At 63.4% G+C, this 18,853-nt stretch carries 19 protein-coding genes; 12 read left to right on the forward strand and 7 right to left on the reverse strand.

Going from position 1 to position 18,853, the window contains the following annotated elements:
* Positions 1–43 precede the first annotated feature (43 nt).
* A complete protein-coding gene (locus A5727_RS01500; RefSeq protein ID WP_068243317.1) occupies positions 44–1,561 on the reverse strand; it encodes a carotenoid oxygenase family protein in 1,518 nt (505 codons plus the stop codon).
* Between the two features lies 1 nt (position 1,562).
* Positions 1,563–2,777 carry an acetyl-CoA acetyltransferase gene (locus A5727_RS01505; protein ID WP_068243320.1) on the reverse strand — a complete coding sequence of 405 codons (1,215 nt, stop codon included), beginning with the start codon at positions 2,775–2,777 and terminating at the stop codon, positions 1,563–1,565.
* 222 nt (positions 2,778–2,999) lie between these two features.
* Here A5727_RS01505 and A5727_RS01510 point away from each other — a divergent pair, with 222 nt between their 5' ends.
* The gene (locus A5727_RS01510) at positions 3,000–3,650 is read left to right on the forward strand and encodes a GAF and ANTAR domain-containing protein (RefSeq protein ID WP_068243323.1); all 651 of its coding nucleotides are present in this window, start codon (positions 3,000–3,002) and stop codon (positions 3,648–3,650) included.
* A gap of 100 nt (positions 3,651–3,750) precedes the next feature.
* Here the strand turns inward: A5727_RS01510 and A5727_RS01515 are convergent, their stop codons facing one another.
* A complete protein-coding gene (locus A5727_RS01515; RefSeq protein ID WP_068243326.1) occupies positions 3,751–5,292 on the reverse strand; it encodes a PTS transporter subunit EIIC in 1,542 nt (513 codons plus the stop codon).
* 86 nt (positions 5,293–5,378) lie between these two features.
* Between A5727_RS01515 and A5727_RS01520 the strand changes: the two genes are divergently transcribed.
* The 3 genes from A5727_RS01520 to nagA are packed head-to-tail and all read left to right on the forward strand — an operon-like array spanning position 5,379 to position 7,789.
* Complete coding sequence (locus A5727_RS01520) at positions 5,379–5,843, forward strand: PTS sugar transporter subunit IIA (protein WP_068243329.1); 465 nt, start codon at positions 5,379–5,381, stop codon at positions 5,841–5,843.
* Between the two features lie 10 nt (positions 5,844–5,853).
* On the forward strand, positions 5,854–6,639 hold the full coding sequence (nagB, locus tag A5727_RS01525; protein WP_068243332.1) for a glucosamine-6-phosphate deaminase: 786 nt from the start codon (positions 5,854–5,856) through the stop codon (positions 6,637–6,639).
* Position 6,640: 1 nt separating this feature from the next.
* A complete protein-coding gene (gene nagA / locus A5727_RS01530) occupies positions 6,641–7,789 on the forward strand; it encodes an N-acetylglucosamine-6-phosphate deacetylase (protein ID WP_068243335.1) in 1,149 nt (382 codons plus the stop codon).
* 347 nt (positions 7,790–8,136) lie between these two features.
* Here nagA and A5727_RS01535 read toward each other — a convergent pair whose 3' ends face one another.
* On the reverse strand, positions 8,137–8,349 hold the full coding sequence (locus A5727_RS01535) for a hypothetical protein (protein ID WP_068243338.1): 213 nt from the start codon (positions 8,347–8,349) through the stop codon (positions 8,137–8,139).
* Between the two features lie 62 nt (positions 8,350–8,411).
* Between A5727_RS01535 and A5727_RS01540 the strand changes: the two genes are divergently transcribed.
* Positions 8,412–9,059: a winged helix-turn-helix transcriptional regulator gene (locus A5727_RS01540; protein WP_068243543.1), complete on the forward strand. Its 648-nt coding sequence runs from the start codon at positions 8,412–8,414 to the stop codon at positions 9,057–9,059.
* Positions 9,060–9,074: 15 nt separating this feature from the next.
* Here A5727_RS01540 and A5727_RS27275 read toward each other — a convergent pair whose 3' ends face one another.
* Complete coding sequence (locus tag A5727_RS27275; protein ID WP_157521160.1) at positions 9,075–9,479, reverse strand: hypothetical protein; 405 nt, start codon at positions 9,477–9,479, stop codon at positions 9,075–9,077.
* A gap of 823 nt (positions 9,480–10,302) precedes the next feature.
* On the opposite strand from A5727_RS27275, the gene A5727_RS28000 reads away from it, so the two are divergent.
* The 5 genes from A5727_RS28000 (at position 10,303) to A5727_RS01570 (ending at position 16,218) form a co-directional block, all read left to right on the forward strand.
* Positions 10,303–10,587 (forward strand): hypothetical protein, encoded by a 285-nt coding sequence (locus A5727_RS28000; RefSeq protein WP_231991909.1) that lies wholly within the window; start codon positions 10,303–10,305, stop codon positions 10,585–10,587.
* A complete protein-coding gene (locus A5727_RS01555) occupies positions 10,584–10,838 on the forward strand; it encodes a hypothetical protein (RefSeq protein WP_068243344.1) in 255 nt (84 codons plus the stop codon). The genes A5727_RS28000 and A5727_RS01555 overlap by 4 nt, the downstream gene beginning before the upstream one ends.
* 1,669 nt (positions 10,839–12,507) lie before the next feature.
* A complete protein-coding gene (locus A5727_RS28005) occupies positions 12,508–13,296 on the forward strand; it encodes an RAD55 family ATPase (protein ID WP_231991910.1) in 789 nt (262 codons plus the stop codon).
* Between the two features lie 1,731 nt (positions 13,297–15,027).
* Positions 15,028–15,552, forward strand: a complete 525-nt coding sequence (locus tag A5727_RS28505) for an ImmA/IrrE family metallo-endopeptidase (RefSeq protein ID WP_197507553.1) — start codon at positions 15,028–15,030, stop codon at positions 15,550–15,552.
* 3 nt (positions 15,553–15,555) lie between these two features.
* The gene (locus tag A5727_RS01570) at positions 15,556–16,218 is read left to right on the forward strand and encodes a hypothetical protein (RefSeq protein WP_157521162.1); all 663 of its coding nucleotides are present in this window, start codon (positions 15,556–15,558) and stop codon (positions 16,216–16,218) included.
* Here A5727_RS01570 and A5727_RS01575 read toward each other — a convergent pair.
* Together A5727_RS01575 and A5727_RS01580 are read right to left on the reverse strand one after the other, a co-directional pair.
* A complete protein-coding gene (locus A5727_RS01575) occupies positions 16,208–16,768 on the reverse strand; it encodes a hypothetical protein (RefSeq protein WP_197507554.1) in 561 nt (186 codons plus the stop codon). The two genes, A5727_RS01570 and A5727_RS01575, sit on opposite strands and share 11 nt — an antisense overlap.
* A complete protein-coding gene (locus A5727_RS01580; RefSeq protein ID WP_068243355.1) occupies positions 16,769–17,599 on the reverse strand; it encodes a bis-aminopropyl spermidine synthase family protein in 831 nt (276 codons plus the stop codon).
* A gap of 326 nt (positions 17,600–17,925) precedes the next feature.
* Between A5727_RS01580 and A5727_RS01585 the strand changes: the two genes are divergently transcribed.
* Positions 17,926–18,375 (forward strand): hypothetical protein, encoded by a 450-nt coding sequence (locus tag A5727_RS01585; RefSeq protein ID WP_157521163.1) that lies wholly within the window; start codon positions 17,926–17,928, stop codon positions 18,373–18,375.
* A complete protein-coding gene (locus A5727_RS01590) occupies positions 18,372–18,668 on the forward strand; it encodes a hypothetical protein (protein WP_068243359.1) in 297 nt (98 codons plus the stop codon). Before A5727_RS01585 ends, A5727_RS01590 begins: the two co-directional genes overlap by 4 nt.
* Positions 18,669–18,853 lie beyond the last annotated feature (185 nt).

Raw genomic sequence — 18,853 nt, forward strand, 5'->3', positions numbered from 1 at the left:
CACCCGCCTCCAGTTCGGTGCGGGCATCCAGCAGCGCGTTCACTCACATACCGATCGCGGCGGCCGCCGAGTCGTCGGTGCGCCACCGCCGCAGTTCGGAACCGTCGACCCAGGTGGAGTGCGTTCCGCTCGAGATCCGCTCGGGCAGAGCCAGTCTGCAGACCGGTCCGTCAGCCACCCGGCTCGCGTCGAACACCAGGCAGTGGGAGGCGTCGTCGTTCATGTCGGTGGTCAGCGTCACCAGGTAGCCGTCGTCCTCCGCGACGGAACCCACCCGCGGGGCCATCGCGGTCTCGCTGCCGTAGACACCCTCGCCGAACGAGTAGCCCTCCTCGGCACCGGTTGACAGGTCGTGGCGCACCAGCCCGTCGAACAGGAACCAGCCCGGCCGGCCGGTTGCGGCGTAGACGTAGCGGTAGTCCCGCCCCGCGTTCGCGGGGTTGATCATGCCGAACTCGCTGATGGTGTCGGTGAGCCGCTCTTCGCGAGTCTCGCCGGTGACCATGTTGAACCGCCAGCGGTGCAGGCGCGTCTGCAACCGATCCAGCGCCAGGAAGCGGAACATCTTCTGCCACTTGTCACCAGCGTGGTCGTCCATCGGCGCCGGGTCGCCCTCGAAGAACCCGTCGAGCACCACCTCGTCACCGTCCTCGAAGGCGTTGGTGAAGTGCAGCACGAACGTCGGGGCAGCTTCGAACCAGCGGACGTCGCCGGGGCCACCACGGCGCGGGACGATCGCGAACCGGGACGGCATGTCCGGGTGGAACCCGGGCAGGTGGATGTCGGACTCGAGCAGCTTCGGATCCCAGAACAGCGGGAAGTCGTTGAAGATCGCGTAGTTCTCGGTGAACGCCATATCGTGCGGCAGTCGCGGTCCGGGGAGTTCGATGTCGGTCTGGTGCACGACGGTGTTGTTCGCGTCGACGACGCCGTAGCGCAGGTACGGAGCCTGCTTGGAGTAGCTGAAGTACAGCAGTTCGCCGGTGCGGTCGTCGACCTTCGGGTGCGCCGAGACGCCCCAGTCGGACGGGAACCCGCCGTTCCAGTCCTCCTTGCCGAGGGTGTCGGCCGTGTACGGGTTCAGGCGGTACAGGTCACCGCACTGGTAGAAGCTCGTGAGTGCGGTGCCGCGGTGCACCACGACGTCGGTGCTCGACGCGTCCTTCATCAGCGTCCGCGCGCCCCAACCGTAGTCGCGCTTGGCCACCTGCACCGGCTCCGCGAGACCGGGCCACAGCGCACCTCCGGCCGCGTTCTCCTCGGCGAAGCCGTCGGTTCGGACAAAGCGGTTGCGGTAGAACGCCTTTCCATCGCGGAAGCCCACCACGTGCAGCATCCCGTCGCCGTCGAACGGGTGGTAGAAGGACAGCGACGGGTGCAGGGGGTTCTCGGTGTTTCGCAGGTACACGCCGTCGAGGTCGCCGGGGATCTCCCCGGAGACCACCGTGAGGTCGTCGGCGCGCCACTCCGTCGTCTGGGGACGCCATGCGCCGGTGCGGTACGGGTGGTCGTCGTCCTCGGGCAGCGTCGACAGAAACTTGCCGACCACATCGGTGTTCATCTCAGTTCTCTCCTTGGGACACGACGAAACTCACGGTCGTGGCGGTGCTGCCGCCGATGTTCAGGGTTCCGAACCTGCGAGCGCCTTCCACCTGCTGGTCACCTGCCGTTCCGCTGACCTGGCGGGCCGCGTCCAGCAGCATGCGGACACCTGTCGCCCCCACGGGGTGCCCACCGCCGATCAGACCGCCGCTGGGGTTGATCGGCAGTCGCCCGCCGATGGCGATCTCGCCGTTCTCGATCGCCTTCCACGATTCACCCGGTTCGGTGAGACCGATGTGGTCGATCGCCAGGTACTCGCTGGGCGTGAAGCAGTCGTGCACCTCGAAGCCGCCCAGGCCGTCGAGGGTGGTGTGGGCCCGGGCCAGTGCGTCGCGCACCGCATCGCGCACGTGCGGCAGCACGTGGGGATCGTCGCCTGAGCGCGCGAACTTCTGGTCCAACCCCAGTCCGACGGTGCGATGCCCCCACCCGTCGATGCGCCCCAGCGGGCGGGCGGTCGGGTGTTCCCGCAGGAAGGCGTCGTTGACCAGGACGATTCCCGCGCCACCGTCGGTCATCTGGCTGCAGTCCAGGCGCCGTATTCGACCCTCGACGACGGGATTGGTGACGTCGTCGGCGGTGATCGGGTCCGGCACGACCCACCCTCGGGTCTGCGCCAGGGGGTTGGCCCGCGCGTTGGCGAAGTTGAGCGCGGCGATCGCGCGCAGGTGCTGCTCATCGAGGCCGTAACGGCGGTCGTACTCGTCGGCGACCCGGCTGAACATGTACGGCCACATATAACGGCAGTCCTGGCCCTCATGCCCGGTCCAGGCGGCGGCGCCGAGGTGCGCCGCGGCGAGGTCGCCCGGCACCGTCTTCTCCAACTCGACGCCGACGACGAGGGCGACGTCGTAATGGCCGGCCCGCAGGTCGGCGATGGCCGCAAGGGTCGCGACGCTGCCCGAGGCGCAGGCGGCCTCGTGCCGGGTCGCGGGCAGGCCCCACAGGTCGTCGTGCACGGTGGCGGGCATCGCGCCGAGGTGGCCCTGGTTGGCGAACATCTCGCCGAACGCGTTGGCGACGTGGATGACCTCGATGTCCTTGGCGTCGATGCTCGAGCGCTGCAGCGTGTTCTCGACGACCTCGGCCGTCAGCCCGGCGAAGTCGACGCCTTCACGGCTGAGGTTTCGGGCGAAGTCGCTCTGGTACCCGCCGAGAATCCACACACCCGCCATGCGGGCACGGTACTACAACTAACAGAGTGACTCTAGAGGGTTCGGCCCCGCCGGCACTCGGTCTGAACCGGCGAGACCTGGTGGGTGTCCAGGTCGACCTGGACACCCACGTCATGTCGGCATTGCCGATCAGGTCCGATGGCAAACGTTGGTGTCTGCAATCGTCATCTGTGTAAGAGTTCGTGCGTGGGGAGAGAATCGAACGACGGATTGGCGGGCCGAATGGCGGCGCTGGCCCGAGAACTTGCGGTGCCCCTGGGCGTCGACGACGTGCTCGGCAACGTCACCAAGACCGTGCTCGAGATGCTGCCGGGCGCCGAGATGGCCGGCTGCCTGCTGTTCACCAAGGCCGGCAGATACGAGACGCAGGCCGCCACCTCGGAACTGCTGTACGAGCTGGACGCCCTGCAGGTGGAGTACGGCGAGGGGCCCTGCGTCGAGGCGGCGGTCGACGAACTCATCGTCCGCACCGACGATTTCGCCGAAGAGCCCCGCTGGCCCCGGTACTCCGCCGAGATGGTCAAGCGTGGCCTGCGCAGCGGCCTGTCGTTCAAGCTCTACACCAGCCAGCGCAATGCGGGGGCACTGAACATCTTCAGCTCGCAACCGCGGGCCTTCACCAGCGAGGACGAGGCCGTCGGGCAGGTGCTGGCGGCCCACGCCGCGGCCGCGATCATCGCCAGCAGGCAGGGTGAGCAGCTTCAGTCGGCGCTGAGCAGCCGGGACATCATCGGTCAGGCCAAGGGCATCATCATGGAGCGGTTCAACGTCGACTCGGTGCGGGCGTTCGAGATGCTGCGGCAACTGTCGCAGTCAGCCAATGTCAAGCTCGTCGAGATCGCCCAGCAGGTCATCGCGACCAGGGCTAACTGAGGCCGTCACCGCTGACGCGTCTCGGGCGCAGCCGAGATTGCCTCCAGGGCTGTGCACCGTGGCGTTCCACGACCCTCACGGCAATCTCGCGCGCCGAACCTCAGAGCGCGTCGGCGATCTCGTTCTTCAACGCCTCGGCCTGCGTCCCGAACACGGCCTGCACGCTGTTGCCCACTTCGATGACGCCCGCGGCGCCCAGTGCCTTCAGCCGGTCCTGATCCACCTTGGAGGGGTCGGCCACCTCCATCCGCAGCCGCGTGATGCACGCATCGACGTTGACCAGGTTCTCCCGCCCGCCGAAGGCCGCGATGACCTGCTCAGCCCGACTGTCGGTGACCACCGCAACCGTGGTCGCGGACTCGCCGCCGTCCTCAAGGTTGGCCTGCTCCTCCGCCTCGAACTCGGCGTCGGGCTCGCGACCGGGGGTGCGCAGATTCCACCGGGTGATGGCGAACCGGAAGATCAGGTAGTAGACGACGAAGAACACCGCACCCATGACGATCAGCAGGGGGATGTTCTTGGCCGCCGGGGCGGTGCCGTACAGCAGGAGGTCGATGAGTCCTGCGGAGAACGAGAAGCCGAGATGGATGTCGAGCAGGTATGCCACGGCCAGCGAGAGTCCGGTCAGCAGCGCGTGAATCACATAGAGCGGGAACGCCACGAACATGAACGCGAACTCGAGGGGTTCGGTCACGCCGGTCAGGAACGCAGTCAGGGCGGCCGCCGACAGGATGCCGACCGCGATCCTGCGCTGCCGCCGGTTGGCCACCTGGATCATCGCCAGCGCAGCGGCGGGCAGGCCGAACATCAGGATCGGGTAGAAGCCGGAGGTCAGCAGGCCCGCGGACGGGTCGCCGGAGGCGAATCGGGTGAGTTCACCGGTGACCGCGGACCCGTCGGGCGCCTGATAGTCGCCGTAGATGAACCACACGTAGGAGTTGAGGATGTGGTGCAGGCCCATCGGGATCAGCATGCGGTTGGCGAAGCCGTAGACGAACGCGCCCAACGCGCCGGCACCGCCGATGAACGTCCCCAGACCGGTGAGCACATAGTCGAACAGCGGGTAGCAGTAGCTCATCACGAATGCGATGAACAGTGACGCCAGGGAGACCACGATGGGCACGAACCTGCGACCGCCGAAGAAGCCGAGGTACGACGGAAGTTCGATGGTGTGGTACCGGTCGAACAGCGCCGCGGTCACCAAACCGATCACGATGCCGCCGAACACGCTGTAGTTGATCATCGCCTGATCGCCGGCCTTGTCGACTTCGCCGGCCAGCACGATCGGCGACATGGTCGTGAAGACCGCGTCCATCACCAGGTAGCCGACGACGGCGGCCAGCGCCGTGGAACCGTCTGCCTTCCTTGCGAATCCGATGGCGACGCCCACGGCGAACAGCAGCGGCAGATTCGTGAACAGCGCGCCGCCGGCAGCGCTCATGGCGTCGAAGAACGGCCCGATGACGGGCGTGTCGATGCGGCCCAGCAGGTCGTCCTGGCCGAGCCGCAGCAGAATGCCCGCCGCCGGCAGCACCGCGATGGGCAGCATGAGGCTCTTGCCGAGCCGCTGCAGCAGTGCGAAACCGGGAATGTGCAGGCCCGATTTCTTCGACGCCCCTTGCGATTTGACGGTGTCGCTCATACTGAGTGACCTTTCTTTCGCAGTCTTGCGCGCAACCCTATCCGAGTGCATATCCTGAGGCAGGGGATCAGGCAAAGGGGTTGCCCATGAGCAGGACGCCGGTGTTGGCCGCGGTCGCGGGCACTGTGGTGGCGCTGCGCGATGTGCCCGACCCGGTGTTCTCCCAGGGCATGGTCGGGTACGGGGTCGCGATAGCTCCGCCGCATCAGGTCATCGACGCGGTCGCCCCGGTCGCTGGGACGCTGCTCAAGCTCATGCCGCACGCCTACGTCATCCTCACCGGCGACGGCGTCGGGGTGCTGGTTCACCTGGGCCTGGACACCGTGCGTCTGGAGGGTGCGGGCTTCACCACCCACGCGGCCCAGGGCGACACCGTCACCGCCGGGCAGGTCATCACCACCTATGACGTCCCGTCTGTGGTCGCCGCGGGTATGAATCCCGTTGTGCCCGTGGTCGTCATGGACGAACGCGAGCCCGCCAACATCGACGTGGCGGTCAGTGCCGGGGACCCGGCGGCGCCGCATCAGACCCTGTTCACCGTGCAGAGGTGAGGCGGCAGCCGTGGAGGTGGTGATCCTGCCGGATTCGGCCGCGATCGCATCGCTGGCCGCCGACGCCGTGGGCGCGCTGCTGGCGCGACGGCCGACCGCGGTGCTCGGGCTGGCCACCGGGTCCTCGCCCCTGGCGATCTATGACGAACTGGCCGCCCGGTGCGCTGCGGGCACACTCAGCTTCGCCGCCGCCCGTGGGTTCACGCTCGACGAGTATGTCGGGCTTCCGGCCGACCACCCCGAGCGCTATCGCAACGTGATCGACGCGGTCTTCGTGTCGCGGGTGGATTTCGCGCCCGGCGCCGTGCAGGGGCCCGACGGTCTGGCCGCCGACATTCCGGCCGCGTCAGCGGCGTATGAGGCGGCGATCGCGGACGCCGGCGGTGTGGACCTGCAGATTCTTGGAATCGGCACCGACGGGCACATCGGCTTCAACGAACCGGGTTCGTCGCTGGCCTCGCGCACCCGTATCAAGACGCTGGCGCGGCAGACCCGGATCGACAACGCGCGCTTCTTCGGCGACGACGTCGAGGCGGTTCCCACGCACTGTCTGACACAGGGGCTGGGCACGATCATGGATGCGCGGCACGTGGTGCTGGTGGCGACGGGCCGCCCCAAGGCCGAGGCGGTGGAGCACCTGGTCGAGGGACCGGTCAGTGCGAGATGGCCGGCGACCATCCTGCAGCACCATCCCCATGTGACGGTGCTGCTCGACGACGACGCCGCGCACCGGCTGCAGCTCGCCGACTACTACCGCGAGACCTACCGCGGCAAGCCGAAGTGGCAGGGGATCTGACATGCTGATCACCGCCGATGCCGTCGCGACAGGCTGGAAGTTGCTGCGGCCGGGCTGGATTGAAGTCTCGGCCGACGGGACCGTGGCCGGGCTGGGTGAGGGCGCCGCGCCGCGCCCCGCCGACGTCGACCTCGGTGCGGTGACGGTCGTGCCAGGCTTCGTCGACACCCACGTGCACGGCGGGGGAGGAGCGGGCTTCGCCGCCGGCGGAGCTGACGGCGGCCCCGCCGACACGGCGACGGCCGTGCGTTTTCACCGCAGACACGGCACGACCACGCTGGTGGCATCGCTGGTTTCGGCCGGTCCCGACGAAATGCTGCGCGGTGTGGCCGAACTCGCCGACGAGGCCCGGGCCGGCTTGATCGCGGGGGTGCACCTGGAAGGCCCCTGGCTGGCGGTGAAGCGGTGTGGGGCACACGATCCCGCCGTTCTGCGTGACCCGGATCCAGAAGAGGTGGCGCGCCTGTTGAAGGCGGGCGGAGGCACCGTTCGGATGGTCACGGTGGCCCCGGAACGCGACGGTGCGCTGGCGGCCATCGAACGCATCGTCGACGCCAGCGCCGTCGCGGCCGTGGGACACACCGAGGCCACCTACGACCAGACCCGAGCCGCGATAAGTGCGGGCGCAACCGTTGGGACGCACCTGTTCAACGCGATGCGTCCGATTCACCATCGCGAACCCGGGCCGATCATCGCACTGGTCGAGGATCCGCGGGTCACCGTTGAGCTCATCGCGGACGGCGTGCACGTCCTACCGGCGTTGTACCGCCACATCACTGACAGCGTCGGTCCCAAACGGGTCACGCTGGTGACTGACGCAATGGCTGCGGCAGGTATGCCCGACGGGTCCTACCGATTGGGGCCGCTGGCGGTGGACGTCCGTGGCGCTGTGGCGCACGTGGCGGGCTCCACCACGATCGCCGGTGGTACGGCCACCATGGACCGGCTGTTCCGTTTCGCGGTGTCGCACTGCGGTTTGGCCGGCGATGAGGCCGTGCTGCTCGCGGTGCGCCAGACGTCGATCAACCCGGCGCGTGCACTGGGACTGCCCGGTCACGGCCTCGCCGTCGGAGCGGCCGCCGACCTGGTGGTACTCGACGCGGATCTTCACGTCGCGCGCGTGCTGCACCGCGGCAGATGGGTGACCTGACGGTCAGGGGTGCCAGTGGCCGTGGTTCCAGTGGCCCTTGCCCTTACCGCGTGGGCCGTCGTCGTAGACGACCTGCACGCCGGGCACTTCGATGCATGCGCTGGCGTAGCCGTACGGCCCGGTGACGCAAATGTCGGGATCCGCAGACGCTGGGGCGGCGCCTCCCAGGGCAAAGAACAATGGTCCCGCTGCGATGATTGCTGTTCCCGTTGCACGGCGAATCAGCTTCTGCGAGTTCACAATAACCTCCGGCTCAAGTCCCCCGACTGAATCGGAAACAGTTCTCTCCCACCATACGTGACGGTGCCGACCACTTCGACTCGAGTCTCGTCTCGGCGTGCCGACGGTCAGAGTCGGTACATCTCGCGGGCCATCGCGGCGTGCTCGAAGACGCGGTCGCGCTGCACGGGATAGTGCCGCCGCTTACGACGCTCACGGCGGTCGGCCGGCCGCCACATGGCCCTGTCGGCCCATCGAATCTCGTCCCACCACCGGCGCAGCAGTCCTGGGAGGGCATGCGTCAGCAGTGCGGGCTTCCCAGTGAGTAGGAGTTGGTTCATAATTAGGAAGTTACTACATACTATTTCTGAAGTAAAGAGGAAGGGTTATTAAACTCATGGGCATGGCGAAGAGGTCGTATCAGCAGTACTGCGGCATCGCCGCGGCCCTTGACCTGCTCGGGGAGCGCTGGACTTTGCTGATCGTGCGTGACCTGCTCGTGGGGCCGAAGCGGTTCACCGACCTGCTCGAAGGCCTGCCGGGTGTGGGCACGGGCCTGCTCAGTCAGCGTCTGCGCGAACTCGAAGAGGCCGGCGTGATCGAGAAGGCGGCCCTGCCCCCGCCGGCGGCCTCGACGGTGTACCGCCTCACGCCTGACGGGGAGGGACTTCGGCCCGCGATGCTGAGCCTGTTGCGCTGGGGGTCGCGTCGCCTGGGGGAACCCGACCCGCAGCAGCGCATCGACCTCGAGTCGCTGGCCCTGGGCTTCGCCGCGCATTTCGACCCGGACGCCGCCGGCGGTGTCGAGGGCGATTACCAGCTGGTGGTCGACGGTCGGCCGTTCGGTGTGCGAATCGCCAACCGGCACATCAGTGTTCGCGCCGAGACGGTCGACCGGCCGCGTGCGGTCATCACAACGGACACGGCGACGTTGATGGCGTTGAACAATCAGGCGCTCACCTTCGGTGAAGCGCTCGAGAAGAACGTGTTGACCGTGTCCGAGGGTGATGCGGGTCCGGCCTGGGAGTTGATGCGCGCGTTGGCGCTCTGACCTGCGGCGGCGGCGTTATTGGCAGATGTGGCGCTTGGTTGCCGCCCACGCCGCGGCGGCCTGCCGAGGGGTCAGCCTGAGGCCGGTGTTGGCGACGTCGCTGGGCAACTTCTTCACCACATCGGCCTCGTTGGTGGTCGCGCCGTTGGCGACGGCCTGCGCGCGCAGGGTGCACACAGATCGTGCCCACAGCTCCAGGGTGGCATGCCCATCTTCGGGGATTCCCGCTGCGGTGAGGTCCGCCCGGAATGCGGTGCGCTGCACGGGCGATTTAGTCGGCTCTGTGACGATGAACTGCGTTGGTGGCGAATCTGTTGCCGTGGGTGGCAACTCGATGACTTCGATGGATGACCGGTATGGGCTGCAACTGGCAATCAGTGCCGTTGCTGCGATCACGAATATCAACGTTCCGCGGAACATCGGGTCCCCCTTCCCCCCTTGGCTCGAGTTTAGTTTTGAGCCAGTCAATATGCTTGGGAACGGCTGAGTTCCATGTTGAGCAGGCGTGACGTGTTCATGACGGCCCAGGGGAACGTGTTCGGAGGAGACGCGGGGATGCGCGGGCGAGCGGGTGGTGTCGTCGTTGCTGACGAGCGACAGCTCTTTTCAGCGCGTCACTGCCACATCAGTGCGGAGCCGGTGTTGTCAGGCATCCGCCGAAACACTGTCGCCCATCAACCGACGACGAAATGCCGGGCATCAACCGACGCAATACAACGGTAAAAGTGCCCCCGGCAGGATTCGAACCTGCGACACCGGCTTTAGGAGAGCCTGCAAGCTCTCCTAATCGTGGGCTCGAAAGTGGTCCTGAAGTGGCGATATGGCGCCATCCGGTACCACCCGAAACTACGGCGTATCGCGGATTCACCGACCGAGCACCGACCACAGATCAGCGTTGACTTCCGGGCTCAGAAACGAGCGAAGCCCCTCGGCTGCAACCAAGGGGCTCCACGGAGGCAACTATGAAAACCACCGTTTGCGCGCGCGATCGAATCGTACCGCGGGTGCATAACTACGTCATCGGTCCTTCGATCTATGGCGGCGAGAAATGACGCCGGCGGGTCAGGTCCCCGGAGATCCGGGGGAGCCGTCGGGTGAAGATCCGCTGAGCCATTTACTTGCCGGGCCTACGGATGGGGATCGCACACGGCTTCGAGCCGAATTACTGGCTCGGGCCGCACAGGTCCGCGCGAACGGCTGGGAGTCGTATCGCGGAATCTGGTCGACCGGGGAAGTGGTCGGTGTGGCGGTGGTCCTGGCTGGTCACGCCGAACTCGCCGCGCTTGCCGAGACCGAACAGTCAGCGCTGGAGAGGTGGGCGTTCGACCTTTGGGGCTTGCAGCGTGGGCCGGCTGACGTCGAGAACGGCTGCCGAGGCACGCGTGAGTGGTTCCAGGATGTGGCGCACGAACTTGCGAACGACGAAGCCGTGCGTGATCTTCTACGGCGCGCTGCCGGTTCGCCGACTGTCAGAAGGAAGCGACCCCGCCGTATTTCGGACTCCGATGAACAGGGCGGTGCCGAATGACCATCGCGGGATTCTCGGTGGGCGTACGGAAGTCTGAAGTCACCATAGTGGCGCCCAGGTTCGCTGTAGCCGCTCGTTACGGACTGACAGCAGAGGAAGCCAAAGACTTGGCCGAGGCGCTTATGTATGCGGCCGACAGAGCTTTGCAATACGCAGAACGCCGCGGCGGACGCGGGCAATCTGCGGTCGACCGTGATGGCCAACTGGCGCAGACCTCCTTCGACGACATCCAGAAGGGTTGGCTCGGATGAGTCTGTCATTGCGCGACCCCGATAGCCACGGCGACGCGGCGGCCCGGAGCGCTTGCGCGGAGGGCCAGAGCGTCGGCGGCGCGAGCGCAGCGAGCGCCCTTGGTAGTACTCAGAGTTATTGCTTCACCACATCACCGACCAGCGGAGACCGCGTTTCGACGGTTGATTCGGGTGAGCGGCGCCGAATTCGTTGGGGTGCGCGGGCGATGCTGTGGCAGGCGTCTTCGTTGAAAGCAGTGCGCTGCTGCGGCCGGGTACTGCATAACGACGCAGTTGGCGATCCTGATGACGGTCAGGGCGTGGTTGTCAAGCGTCGCGAGGTCGATGGACGGATGGTGGCGAGTCTGCATGGCCTGATGACCTGCGGGTCAGTGTGGGCATGCCCTCGCTGCTCGGCAGTGATAGCCAATACCAGGGCTGCCGAAATCGGTGCGGCAGCACGAGAGTGTTATCGCCGCGGTGGACGGGTGTATCTGCTGACGTTGACGATGCGGCACAGCAAGAAGGACGGCCTTTCTGACCTCTGGGATTCGCTTTCCGCGGCTTGGCGTTCGGTGTTCGGAACTCGTGACTGGACGGGGCAGAAAGAACGGATGGCGCAGCGCAGGCGGGGCCGCGTCCTCCTCCCGGCGATTATGGGTGATGCGGAGCGGTTCGAAATAGCGGGCGTCACGAGAGTTGTGGAAGCGACTTACGGCAAGCCGGAACTTGGTGGACACGGCTGGCACCTTCATATCCACGCCCTCGTGTTCTCAGTGACCAGCTTGTCAAGTGGCCTCGTTGAGGATGCCGAGCGGAGACTGGGTTGCGGAGTTGATCGTGATTGGTTGGGACGAAGCATGTTTGCCGCTCGCATACATCAGCGCTGGTCACAGGGATTGGCAAAAGCCGGTTGTCGGATGCCGGGGTCGGTTGCCGTTGATGTCCGCGAGATTGCCGATGGAGGCGCTGAATACGTTGGACGGTACCTGTCTAAGTCCACATACGATGCCGCGGCACGCATAGGTCTTGAGATCGGGTGTGGCGTTGCAACGAAAGACACTCGGACAGAACGTAATCAGACTCCCTTTGAAGTGCTGGCGGATCTCGCTGAGTCAGTCGATGCTCGCGGGTTTGGAATACGTACTCCGCGTCATTGGGGCGTTCTTCCTGCTGGGAACGGTGATTGGGCTGTGATCGACAGGGATACGGGTGAAGTCGCCAGTGTGACGGCGCCCGGACGGTGGAAGGTCTGGCATGAGTGGGAGCAAGCGTCGCGTGGACGTCGTCAGATCACTTGGTCACGTCGACGGCCAAACCCTGAATCGGACCGCGAGATGCTGTGGAACGACTTGCTGGATAGTCGTGGGCGGTCAGCGGAAGTGTCGGACGAAGAAGTCGCGGTCGATGAGATCGAAGCCGAGTCGATCGGCGTTATCAGTAGACAGGTTTGGTACCAGGTATTTGCCTGGCACCCAGGGTTGATTGTGGATCTTCTAGATGCGGCTGAGCGGTGTGGTTCGTCGGCTGTTGGTGCGTTATGGCACTCCCTGGTTTCTGACGTGGATTCTGGTCCGCCAGGGGGGGTAGCGCCACCTTCTTGCGCCAGAAACCCGTTACAACCGCGACCAACAAGGAGTTGTCGGTGGCCCATGGGAGCCTATGCGGAAACAACATTGAGGAGGCTGGAATGTCCTATGTGGCGCGCCAAGTTACTCTGGACGAGCTATCCGCACCGCGCCCAACGGAGCGGGTGCCGGTTGGCTGGGCCGATGGGCTACTTAACGGCGGTATGCCCGCGCGGAAGCTCGCGATGATTTATGGACAACCTGGTGTCGGGAAATCGACGTTGTCCGTGGAGTTCGCTTGTGCTGCTGCCAAAACGGTCACCACGGTCTATGCGGCTTCGCCAGATGAGCACGACCCGCCCGACGCATGTAGTCCTGGCGATATCGTGCGGTTGGCGCATCGAATAGGTGCCCCGCTCGCTGGGGTGTATGTGGTGACCGTGGACACAATTGATGATGCCATTGAGGCCGCGACCGATGTCGGTGCGCGGATGTTGGTCGTAGATTCCGTGAATGCGTGTGCGGATTTCGATGCTCGGCGGATGAAGGCAGGTATGCGAAGGTTGCGGGCGTGGTGTCGGGATACCGACGCGGCGGCGATCGGTATTGGCATGTACGACACGGCGGGCCGGCGAGCCGGTGGCTACAGCGTTGCCTATGGAGCTGACGCGATCCTGGACCTTGATGTCGCACAAACTCCGGAGGTCCTATCCGAGGACTTGTCGCTGCGACGGCTAACTCTCTGGAAATGCAGATTTGGTCCAGTCGGCCACCAGGTGTTGCGGATGACTGGCGGTGGGCTTGTACCGTACGAAGGTCCAATTGACTCGGTGCTGCGCCACCTCATCGACCAGCCGGAAGGGCACGGCGCTACTGCGGAGGTCGAGAGCGATGATCCACCACGGCGATAGTAATCCGCATGGGATACCCCGGCATCATTGCTGGTGGCCTCCCAACTTCGCTCGATATTGGTAGTTATAGGAAGAAGTGTTACCGCCCGCCGTGGAAAAGGGTAGTTGCCCCGGAACTGCGTAGGTTCCGCTCCGCAGCACTTTCGATGTATTGAGGGCATCGTCCCTCAAGTGCATGCGGACGTGTAGTCGAGCTTTAGGACATGGCCCGGCGTACGGATCGTTCCGTGTCCAGCCTGCGAGCCATCCCGAGAGCGCTTGACGGTTACCGCCAGGCTCGGAGATTCAACTTTCTGGCATGCCGCTCGGCGTGGGCATGTCCACGCTACGCAGCAACAGGGTGCAGATGCGACTGCCGCCCGTGACTGGCTCATCGAGGGTGGGATCGAAATACTGGACTCATGCTTGGCGATGGGCTTAACGAGAACGTGCCTGAGAGCCGAACTCGTTTGCGTCCTGGCCGGGACGTGCCATTGGACTCCACGGGGCGAGGCCCGTGCATCTATACCGATAGGGCCACTTGCTGGGGCATATGTGAAGGATCGAGGAGTTCGACTAGGTACGGGTAGGTTAAGGTCGCGGTGAATGCAACTCGATGCGGTCGCTCTAACCTCTTGCTGCTTTCAGCGCGGCGGACAACCGCAGTAACTTGAGACGCACCCACCGCAGTGCCGTTCACGAAATTACGAAGTTCGGATCGGTAGAGCGGTGGTCCGTCTGCGGAGTTGTCGAACAGCTCGGTGTCACTTGTGCACACCAATGCGAAGTGCCGCCGCTGCCGACCAGGGCTATACCGGCTGGAAACCATCGAATGCTTGGGAATATTGAATGCCGATCCGTCCATACCCATGGCGGCGGTCCACGTTGCGACGAACTCTGGGTTCACATCGATCTTAGCTGCCGGAGAAAGCATGGGGGTGAACAAGACGCGCGGTGATCGGGTAACCGAAAGGAGCGCCCGCAACGAGGGCCAGATGCTAGTCCCGATCCCCCATAAGAATAGCCCGCCGTTGTTGAACCGTTCCCGCTCTTTCCGGGCGAGAATGCTCTCCGTCGGTTCACCAGCTTCAGTACCAAACTTGCTCCAACAGAATGACTCTGGGTGCTGCACGTCGTCCCCTTCGCAGGTCTGAAGAAGTCTTAGCGGGTAGCATACGGCGGGCCGCTGACAAGAGGAGCGTGATTGTACGGGCATGTTGGCATAGAGTCGACTAGACGGTGGTCGGCGGATGCGGGGAGGCGGTACTCAGTAGCTTGGCTAGTGTTGAGCAGTCGCTTCGGCGTGACCTGGAGAACGCTGGCCTGACGCGTGCTGCCATAGACGCGATATGGCCCGAGTGGTGGAGCGCGGAGGCAGAGTCTTCAGTGTCCGCGACGACGGAGCTTCGGTACACAGTCGCCAGGCGGCTAGGACTGTCCCCTCGCGCGCTCATGCACGGAGACACAGAGTTCGTGTGGCGCGACGAGGCGAAATATAAGAACCTTGGTGCTACAACGCCGGCAGAGCAGGGTGTTCTCACGTCATTTGGCGTAGCGATCGGTAAAGCGTTAATTGCGGTTGCGCCTCCTCCGGTCGGATCCCTGCCGCCGACAGCCGAGGAGTTACGAACTGCGATCCTAAAGTCCGGTCGTCTAGTGGGCCTTACAGAGCTACTTACTTTCTGTTGGGCCGTTGGAGTCGCTGTTGTGCAACTAGAGGTATTCCCTCTAAGCGCCAAGAGGATGCACGCGATGACTGTAAAGGTCGGTGACCGCTATGCAATTCTTCTTGGCAGCCGCTCGTCATACCCCGCGCAGGCATCATTTGTTGTGGCCCACGAACTGGGACATATAGCGGGAGGCCACCTCGGGGATTCGGCAGCATTGCTCGACGTCGAGGACCCGCTCGATATTGCGAACCGGGACGACGAAGAGGCCGAGGCGGATAAATACGCACTCTCGCTGCTGACGGGTTCCGCTGAACTGAGTGTGCTCGCAAACACAAGCGGATACAATGCAACGCAGGTCGCTCACGCGGCCATCCGAGAAGCTTTCACTGTTCAGATCGAACCTGGAACGCTCGCGCTTTGCCTGGCGTACTCCACTGGAAACTGGAAGCAATCGTTAGGCGCTTTGAAAATTATTTACGGCACCCAGCCGACCGGTGCTGCGGGATCGTATGTCAACAACGTTGCAAGGACTCAACTTGATCTTTCAAGCCTCAATGACCGCAACAGATACATATCGAGAGTGCTGAACCTTGGTGTCGTGGGTTGATCGATGCCCGTTGCCATAGATAATGATGTACTGCAGAAACTTAGTTCATATGGGTTGATTCCCGACCTGCAATCAGTGCTGGCGCCCTACGAACCAATCGGTGTACTCGGCGCCGCGCGCTTCATCGTGCGGCGCGCTTTGGGCCGCCTGAACTTAGGTGATGTCGATGCCTTGAAAACGTCGTTCGAGGAATTCATCCAGGGCGCTAACGAGATGGAGCCTACCGACGAGGAAATCGCCCTAGCGACAGAGTTCGAGGAAGTTGCCAACAAACAGTTGCTCGGCTTTGACGCTGGCGAAAGTCAGCTGTGTGCTATTGCGATCGTTCGCGGATTGGATGCAGTCATAACAGGAGATAAGCGTGCCATCGTAGCGGCTGAAACGGTGAGAGGCGCTGTCGACGCACTGTCAGCTCTGGTGGGAAAGCTCGTCTGTCTTGAGCAATTGATGCTGGGCGTAATTAATTCAATCGGGCACGAAATCGTCCGGCCCCGTGTTTGTGCTGTCAGGGCCGTGGACAAGGCCTTGTCGATATGCCTCAAGTGCTGGAACCCAGGCGATCCCGATCAAGAGGCCATCACGGAGGCCTTCCAGAGCTATATCGAGGATCTACGGACTAGCGCCCCGTCGCTGCTTTGCGAGGGGCATGCGTTCCCTAACTCTTGAGAAATACCGCGTACGGCTCCGTGAGCTGAGCTACGAATCCGATTGTCTTGACAAGATGATCGTCCGGTGAATCAATATCCGGGGTGATCTCTAGACAGGCTTTATCCACTCGCCCTCGTACGTACTTGCTGCCGCGTTTACCCCTACTGTTGCCGACCGCGACACGGGTCATTCCTAAGTCGATCTGATCTTCAGCTTCCTCCAGTGAATCTACGCATAGCGCGTAGCGAGAGCCAAGGACGTTAATTCCCTCGGGGATTCGAGTCCAGTTTATACCGTCGGGCGATGAGTACTCTGCCCTGATTTGCTCCGCAAAGTGCTTGGAGTCCATCGGCTCCATGGCTAGGACTATCCGCCCGCCGGCTGCCGCGCGTGCGCGCGCGAACGGTTGCACCATAGTCGCAGGGTGGCAGGTATTACCCCCGTATCCCCACATTGCGAGGCCCGTGTCCTCGATCTCTTTCCTCTTGCGCTCGATAATCTCCGTCAAGTCTTCTTGCGCATGCGTCCCGATCTTCATGTACAGGATGGCATCGCCTGGCTCAAACACTTAATTCTCCTCCAGTAGTTCGAATCGATATTCGTCCTCGCTAGCCTTGCCGTAATCTAATCGCTTACGTTCGCGTACATAACGGACGCGCGGATTCTGCGATTGGCCGTAGAAATTCCTCAAAGTCGTTGGGGCGCTAATGCTGCTAGATTCGCCACGGTCGCCGTTGTTCGGCAGCGAGGAAATGATCAGGTTGCACGACCGTAAGTCCGGGTTGTCATCGAGATGATAGCTATGTAGTTTAGGCATCATCCGGCTCACGTAAAAGCCGCGCGCGGCCGCGAATGACTGTACGCTGCCAAGAACATTCTTTGGCCACTCTAAGTCGTCGTCATCGGCAATGACGATTAGGCCATCACCGTTATAGCTCAGCGCTTCCATGCCGCGTTGAACAAACACATTGACACTGCTCCCGTTGTTGCTCGCCCCCCAGGGTGGGTTGGTGTAGAAGCAATCGAAGTTGCGAAGCTTGGGGAGGGGGTCAAGGCAGTTGTACAGAATTCCCTCGAGAGATGCGAGTCGCTCGCGATCGGCGAACCGATTGATAGCCCCGACGATTCGTTCGTCAAAGTCAAGTACCACTATGCGTGCTGGACCGTACGGGATGATACCTCGCGCCTGGAGATACGCGACACACACGCTAATCGAGTCACCGTCGCCTACGAAGATTAGTTGTTTGTCACGTGCCCAGTTGGCGACAAACTCGCTCTGCATCACCATGTCGCCGGTTTTCATGTAGATCTGGTCGAACTCGCGTATCGGCCGCGGCCTATTCTGGATGACGTCGGACACTGCATTGATCGCAGCCTTGAGGTCGATCTCTTGCGCCACCGATAGGCCCCCTGTTTATAGACTAGAGCGTCTTACGGTATCCGATTCGAGACGGAGTGGAAAGTAGCGACACATGCACGGACGGAGTGGTTCTGGAGCGCGCCCAAACAGTAGGTGGCTCGAGAGACGTTGTTCCGCAGGGGTGGTGGCGGGCGGGGCGCGCCGATTACGCCTCAGTCCATTAACGGCAGTGACGCTAGCCAGGTGTAAGTACCAAGTCGCCTAGTGGTGAGTGGCTGCCGCAATTAAGCTGACGGCGTGCGTAGGGATCGCTCGACGCGGGCGTCCGTTCGGCTGCGACCTCGTGTAAAGGAATGGAGTCTGGGTTGGCTGTCGATGTCAGGTTGGAACCCATCGCCGAAGCGCGCGGCGGTGCCATTGCCCTTCGGATGACACTCTGGGCGACGTTTGGAGTTCTTTTCGGTCTTGGGCCGGTAATAGTGAACTCAATTAAGAGTGGTATGTCGAGCGCTGGGTTGGACCTCACCGAAGTTCTCGGATACGGAGAGCTATTTATCGTTGGCGCCGTGATTGCAGGTAGCGCGATTGGTGAGCTAATTGCGGCATTTGTCGGTCGGGATTTTAGTTCGAAACCCCTCTCGTTCAAGCTAATTGCCATTCTTGCGTGCTTCGGGACACTTCTGTCGTTGCTCGCGAATACGGCCGGTTACACGGTGAGTGGCGACCCCAGTACCGTGCGTGAGTTATCGCAGTGGTTCTTCATAGCGACGCTGGTCCCGAGCGGCGCGATAATCGGAATGGTGGCGACATCGTGAACACGACGGACCTGGCGACGTGGGCCGCAGTGGTAGGGGCTGCTCTTGGCCTCGTGGCGGCCGTGTACAGCATGTGGAACACCCGCAGCGCTAATGGTCGAGTGCCAGACTCGCAGATCGAGAGAGTGCACGTGGTGATCGTGTCCCCCAAAGAGGATCGTCGCTACTTCCTGAGTGTTCCCGAGGGCATCGATACACCGACACTGTTGGACAGCATCGCAACGGCGATCGAGCAGGCTGAGTCACGACGTGTGAGTCGTGCCGATACTCACGATGAGGAGCACGTCGACTAGCAACTAGCATGCACTACGTATGGTTCGGCGATTGCCTGCGGGCAGTTGATCGTCGTCCTAGGTGTCAGAGCGGACAAAGCTTGCCAAAGAACTTGCTAAAGCCAAGGCACGGGGATATGGGCCCTAGGCACACTGGCTTACGGATGCGATAGTTCACCGGCAGCGGGCCGCTCTCGCAGAACTTA

It is taken from the genome of Mycobacterium sp. ACS4331 (assembly GCF_001667265.1).
GTDB lineage: Bacteria > Actinomycetota > Actinomycetes > Mycobacteriales > Mycobacteriaceae > Mycobacterium.

Bases quoted from the DNA above. Each gene is read 5' to 3' on its own strand.
- A5727_RS27275 (WP_157521160.1), bottom strand. From the start codon at position 9,479: ATGTTCCGCGGAACGTTGATATTCGTGATCGCAGCAACGGCACTGATT.
- A5727_RS01535 (WP_068243338.1), bottom strand. From the start codon at position 8,349: ATGAACCAACTCCTACTCACTGGGAAGCCCGCACTGCTGACGCATGCC.
- A5727_RS01510 (WP_068243323.1), top strand. From the start codon at position 3,000: ATGGCGGCGCTGGCCCGAGAACTTGCGGTGCCCCTGGGCGTCGACGAC.
- A5727_RS28005 (WP_231991910.1), top strand. From the start codon at position 12,508: ATGTCCTATGTGGCGCGCCAAGTTACTCTGGACGAGCTATCCGCACCG.
- A5727_RS01570 (WP_157521162.1), top strand. From the start codon at position 15,556: ATGCCCGTTGCCATAGATAATGATGTACTGCAGAAACTTAGTTCATAT.
- A5727_RS01515 (WP_068243326.1), bottom strand. From the start codon at position 5,292: ATGAGCGACACCGTCAAATCGCAAGGGGCGTCGAAGAAATCGGGCCTG.
- A5727_RS01500 (WP_068243317.1), bottom strand. From the start codon at position 1,561: ATGAACACCGATGTGGTCGGCAAGTTTCTGTCGACGCTGCCCGAGGAC.
- A5727_RS01555 (WP_068243344.1), top strand. From the start codon at position 10,584: ATGACCATCGCGGGATTCTCGGTGGGCGTACGGAAGTCTGAAGTCACC.
- A5727_RS01505 (WP_068243320.1), bottom strand. From the start codon at position 2,777: ATGGCGGGTGTGTGGATTCTCGGCGGGTACCAGAGCGACTTCGCCCGA.
- A5727_RS28505 (WP_197507553.1), top strand. From the start codon at position 15,028: ATGACTGTAAAGGTCGGTGACCGCTATGCAATTCTTCTTGGCAGCCGC.
- nagA (WP_068243335.1), top strand. From the start codon at position 6,641: ATGCTGATCACCGCCGATGCCGTCGCGACAGGCTGGAAGTTGCTGCGG.
- A5727_RS01520 (WP_068243329.1), top strand. From the start codon at position 5,379: ATGAGCAGGACGCCGGTGTTGGCCGCGGTCGCGGGCACTGTGGTGGCG.
- A5727_RS01540 (WP_068243543.1), top strand. From the start codon at position 8,412: ATGGCGAAGAGGTCGTATCAGCAGTACTGCGGCATCGCCGCGGCCCTT.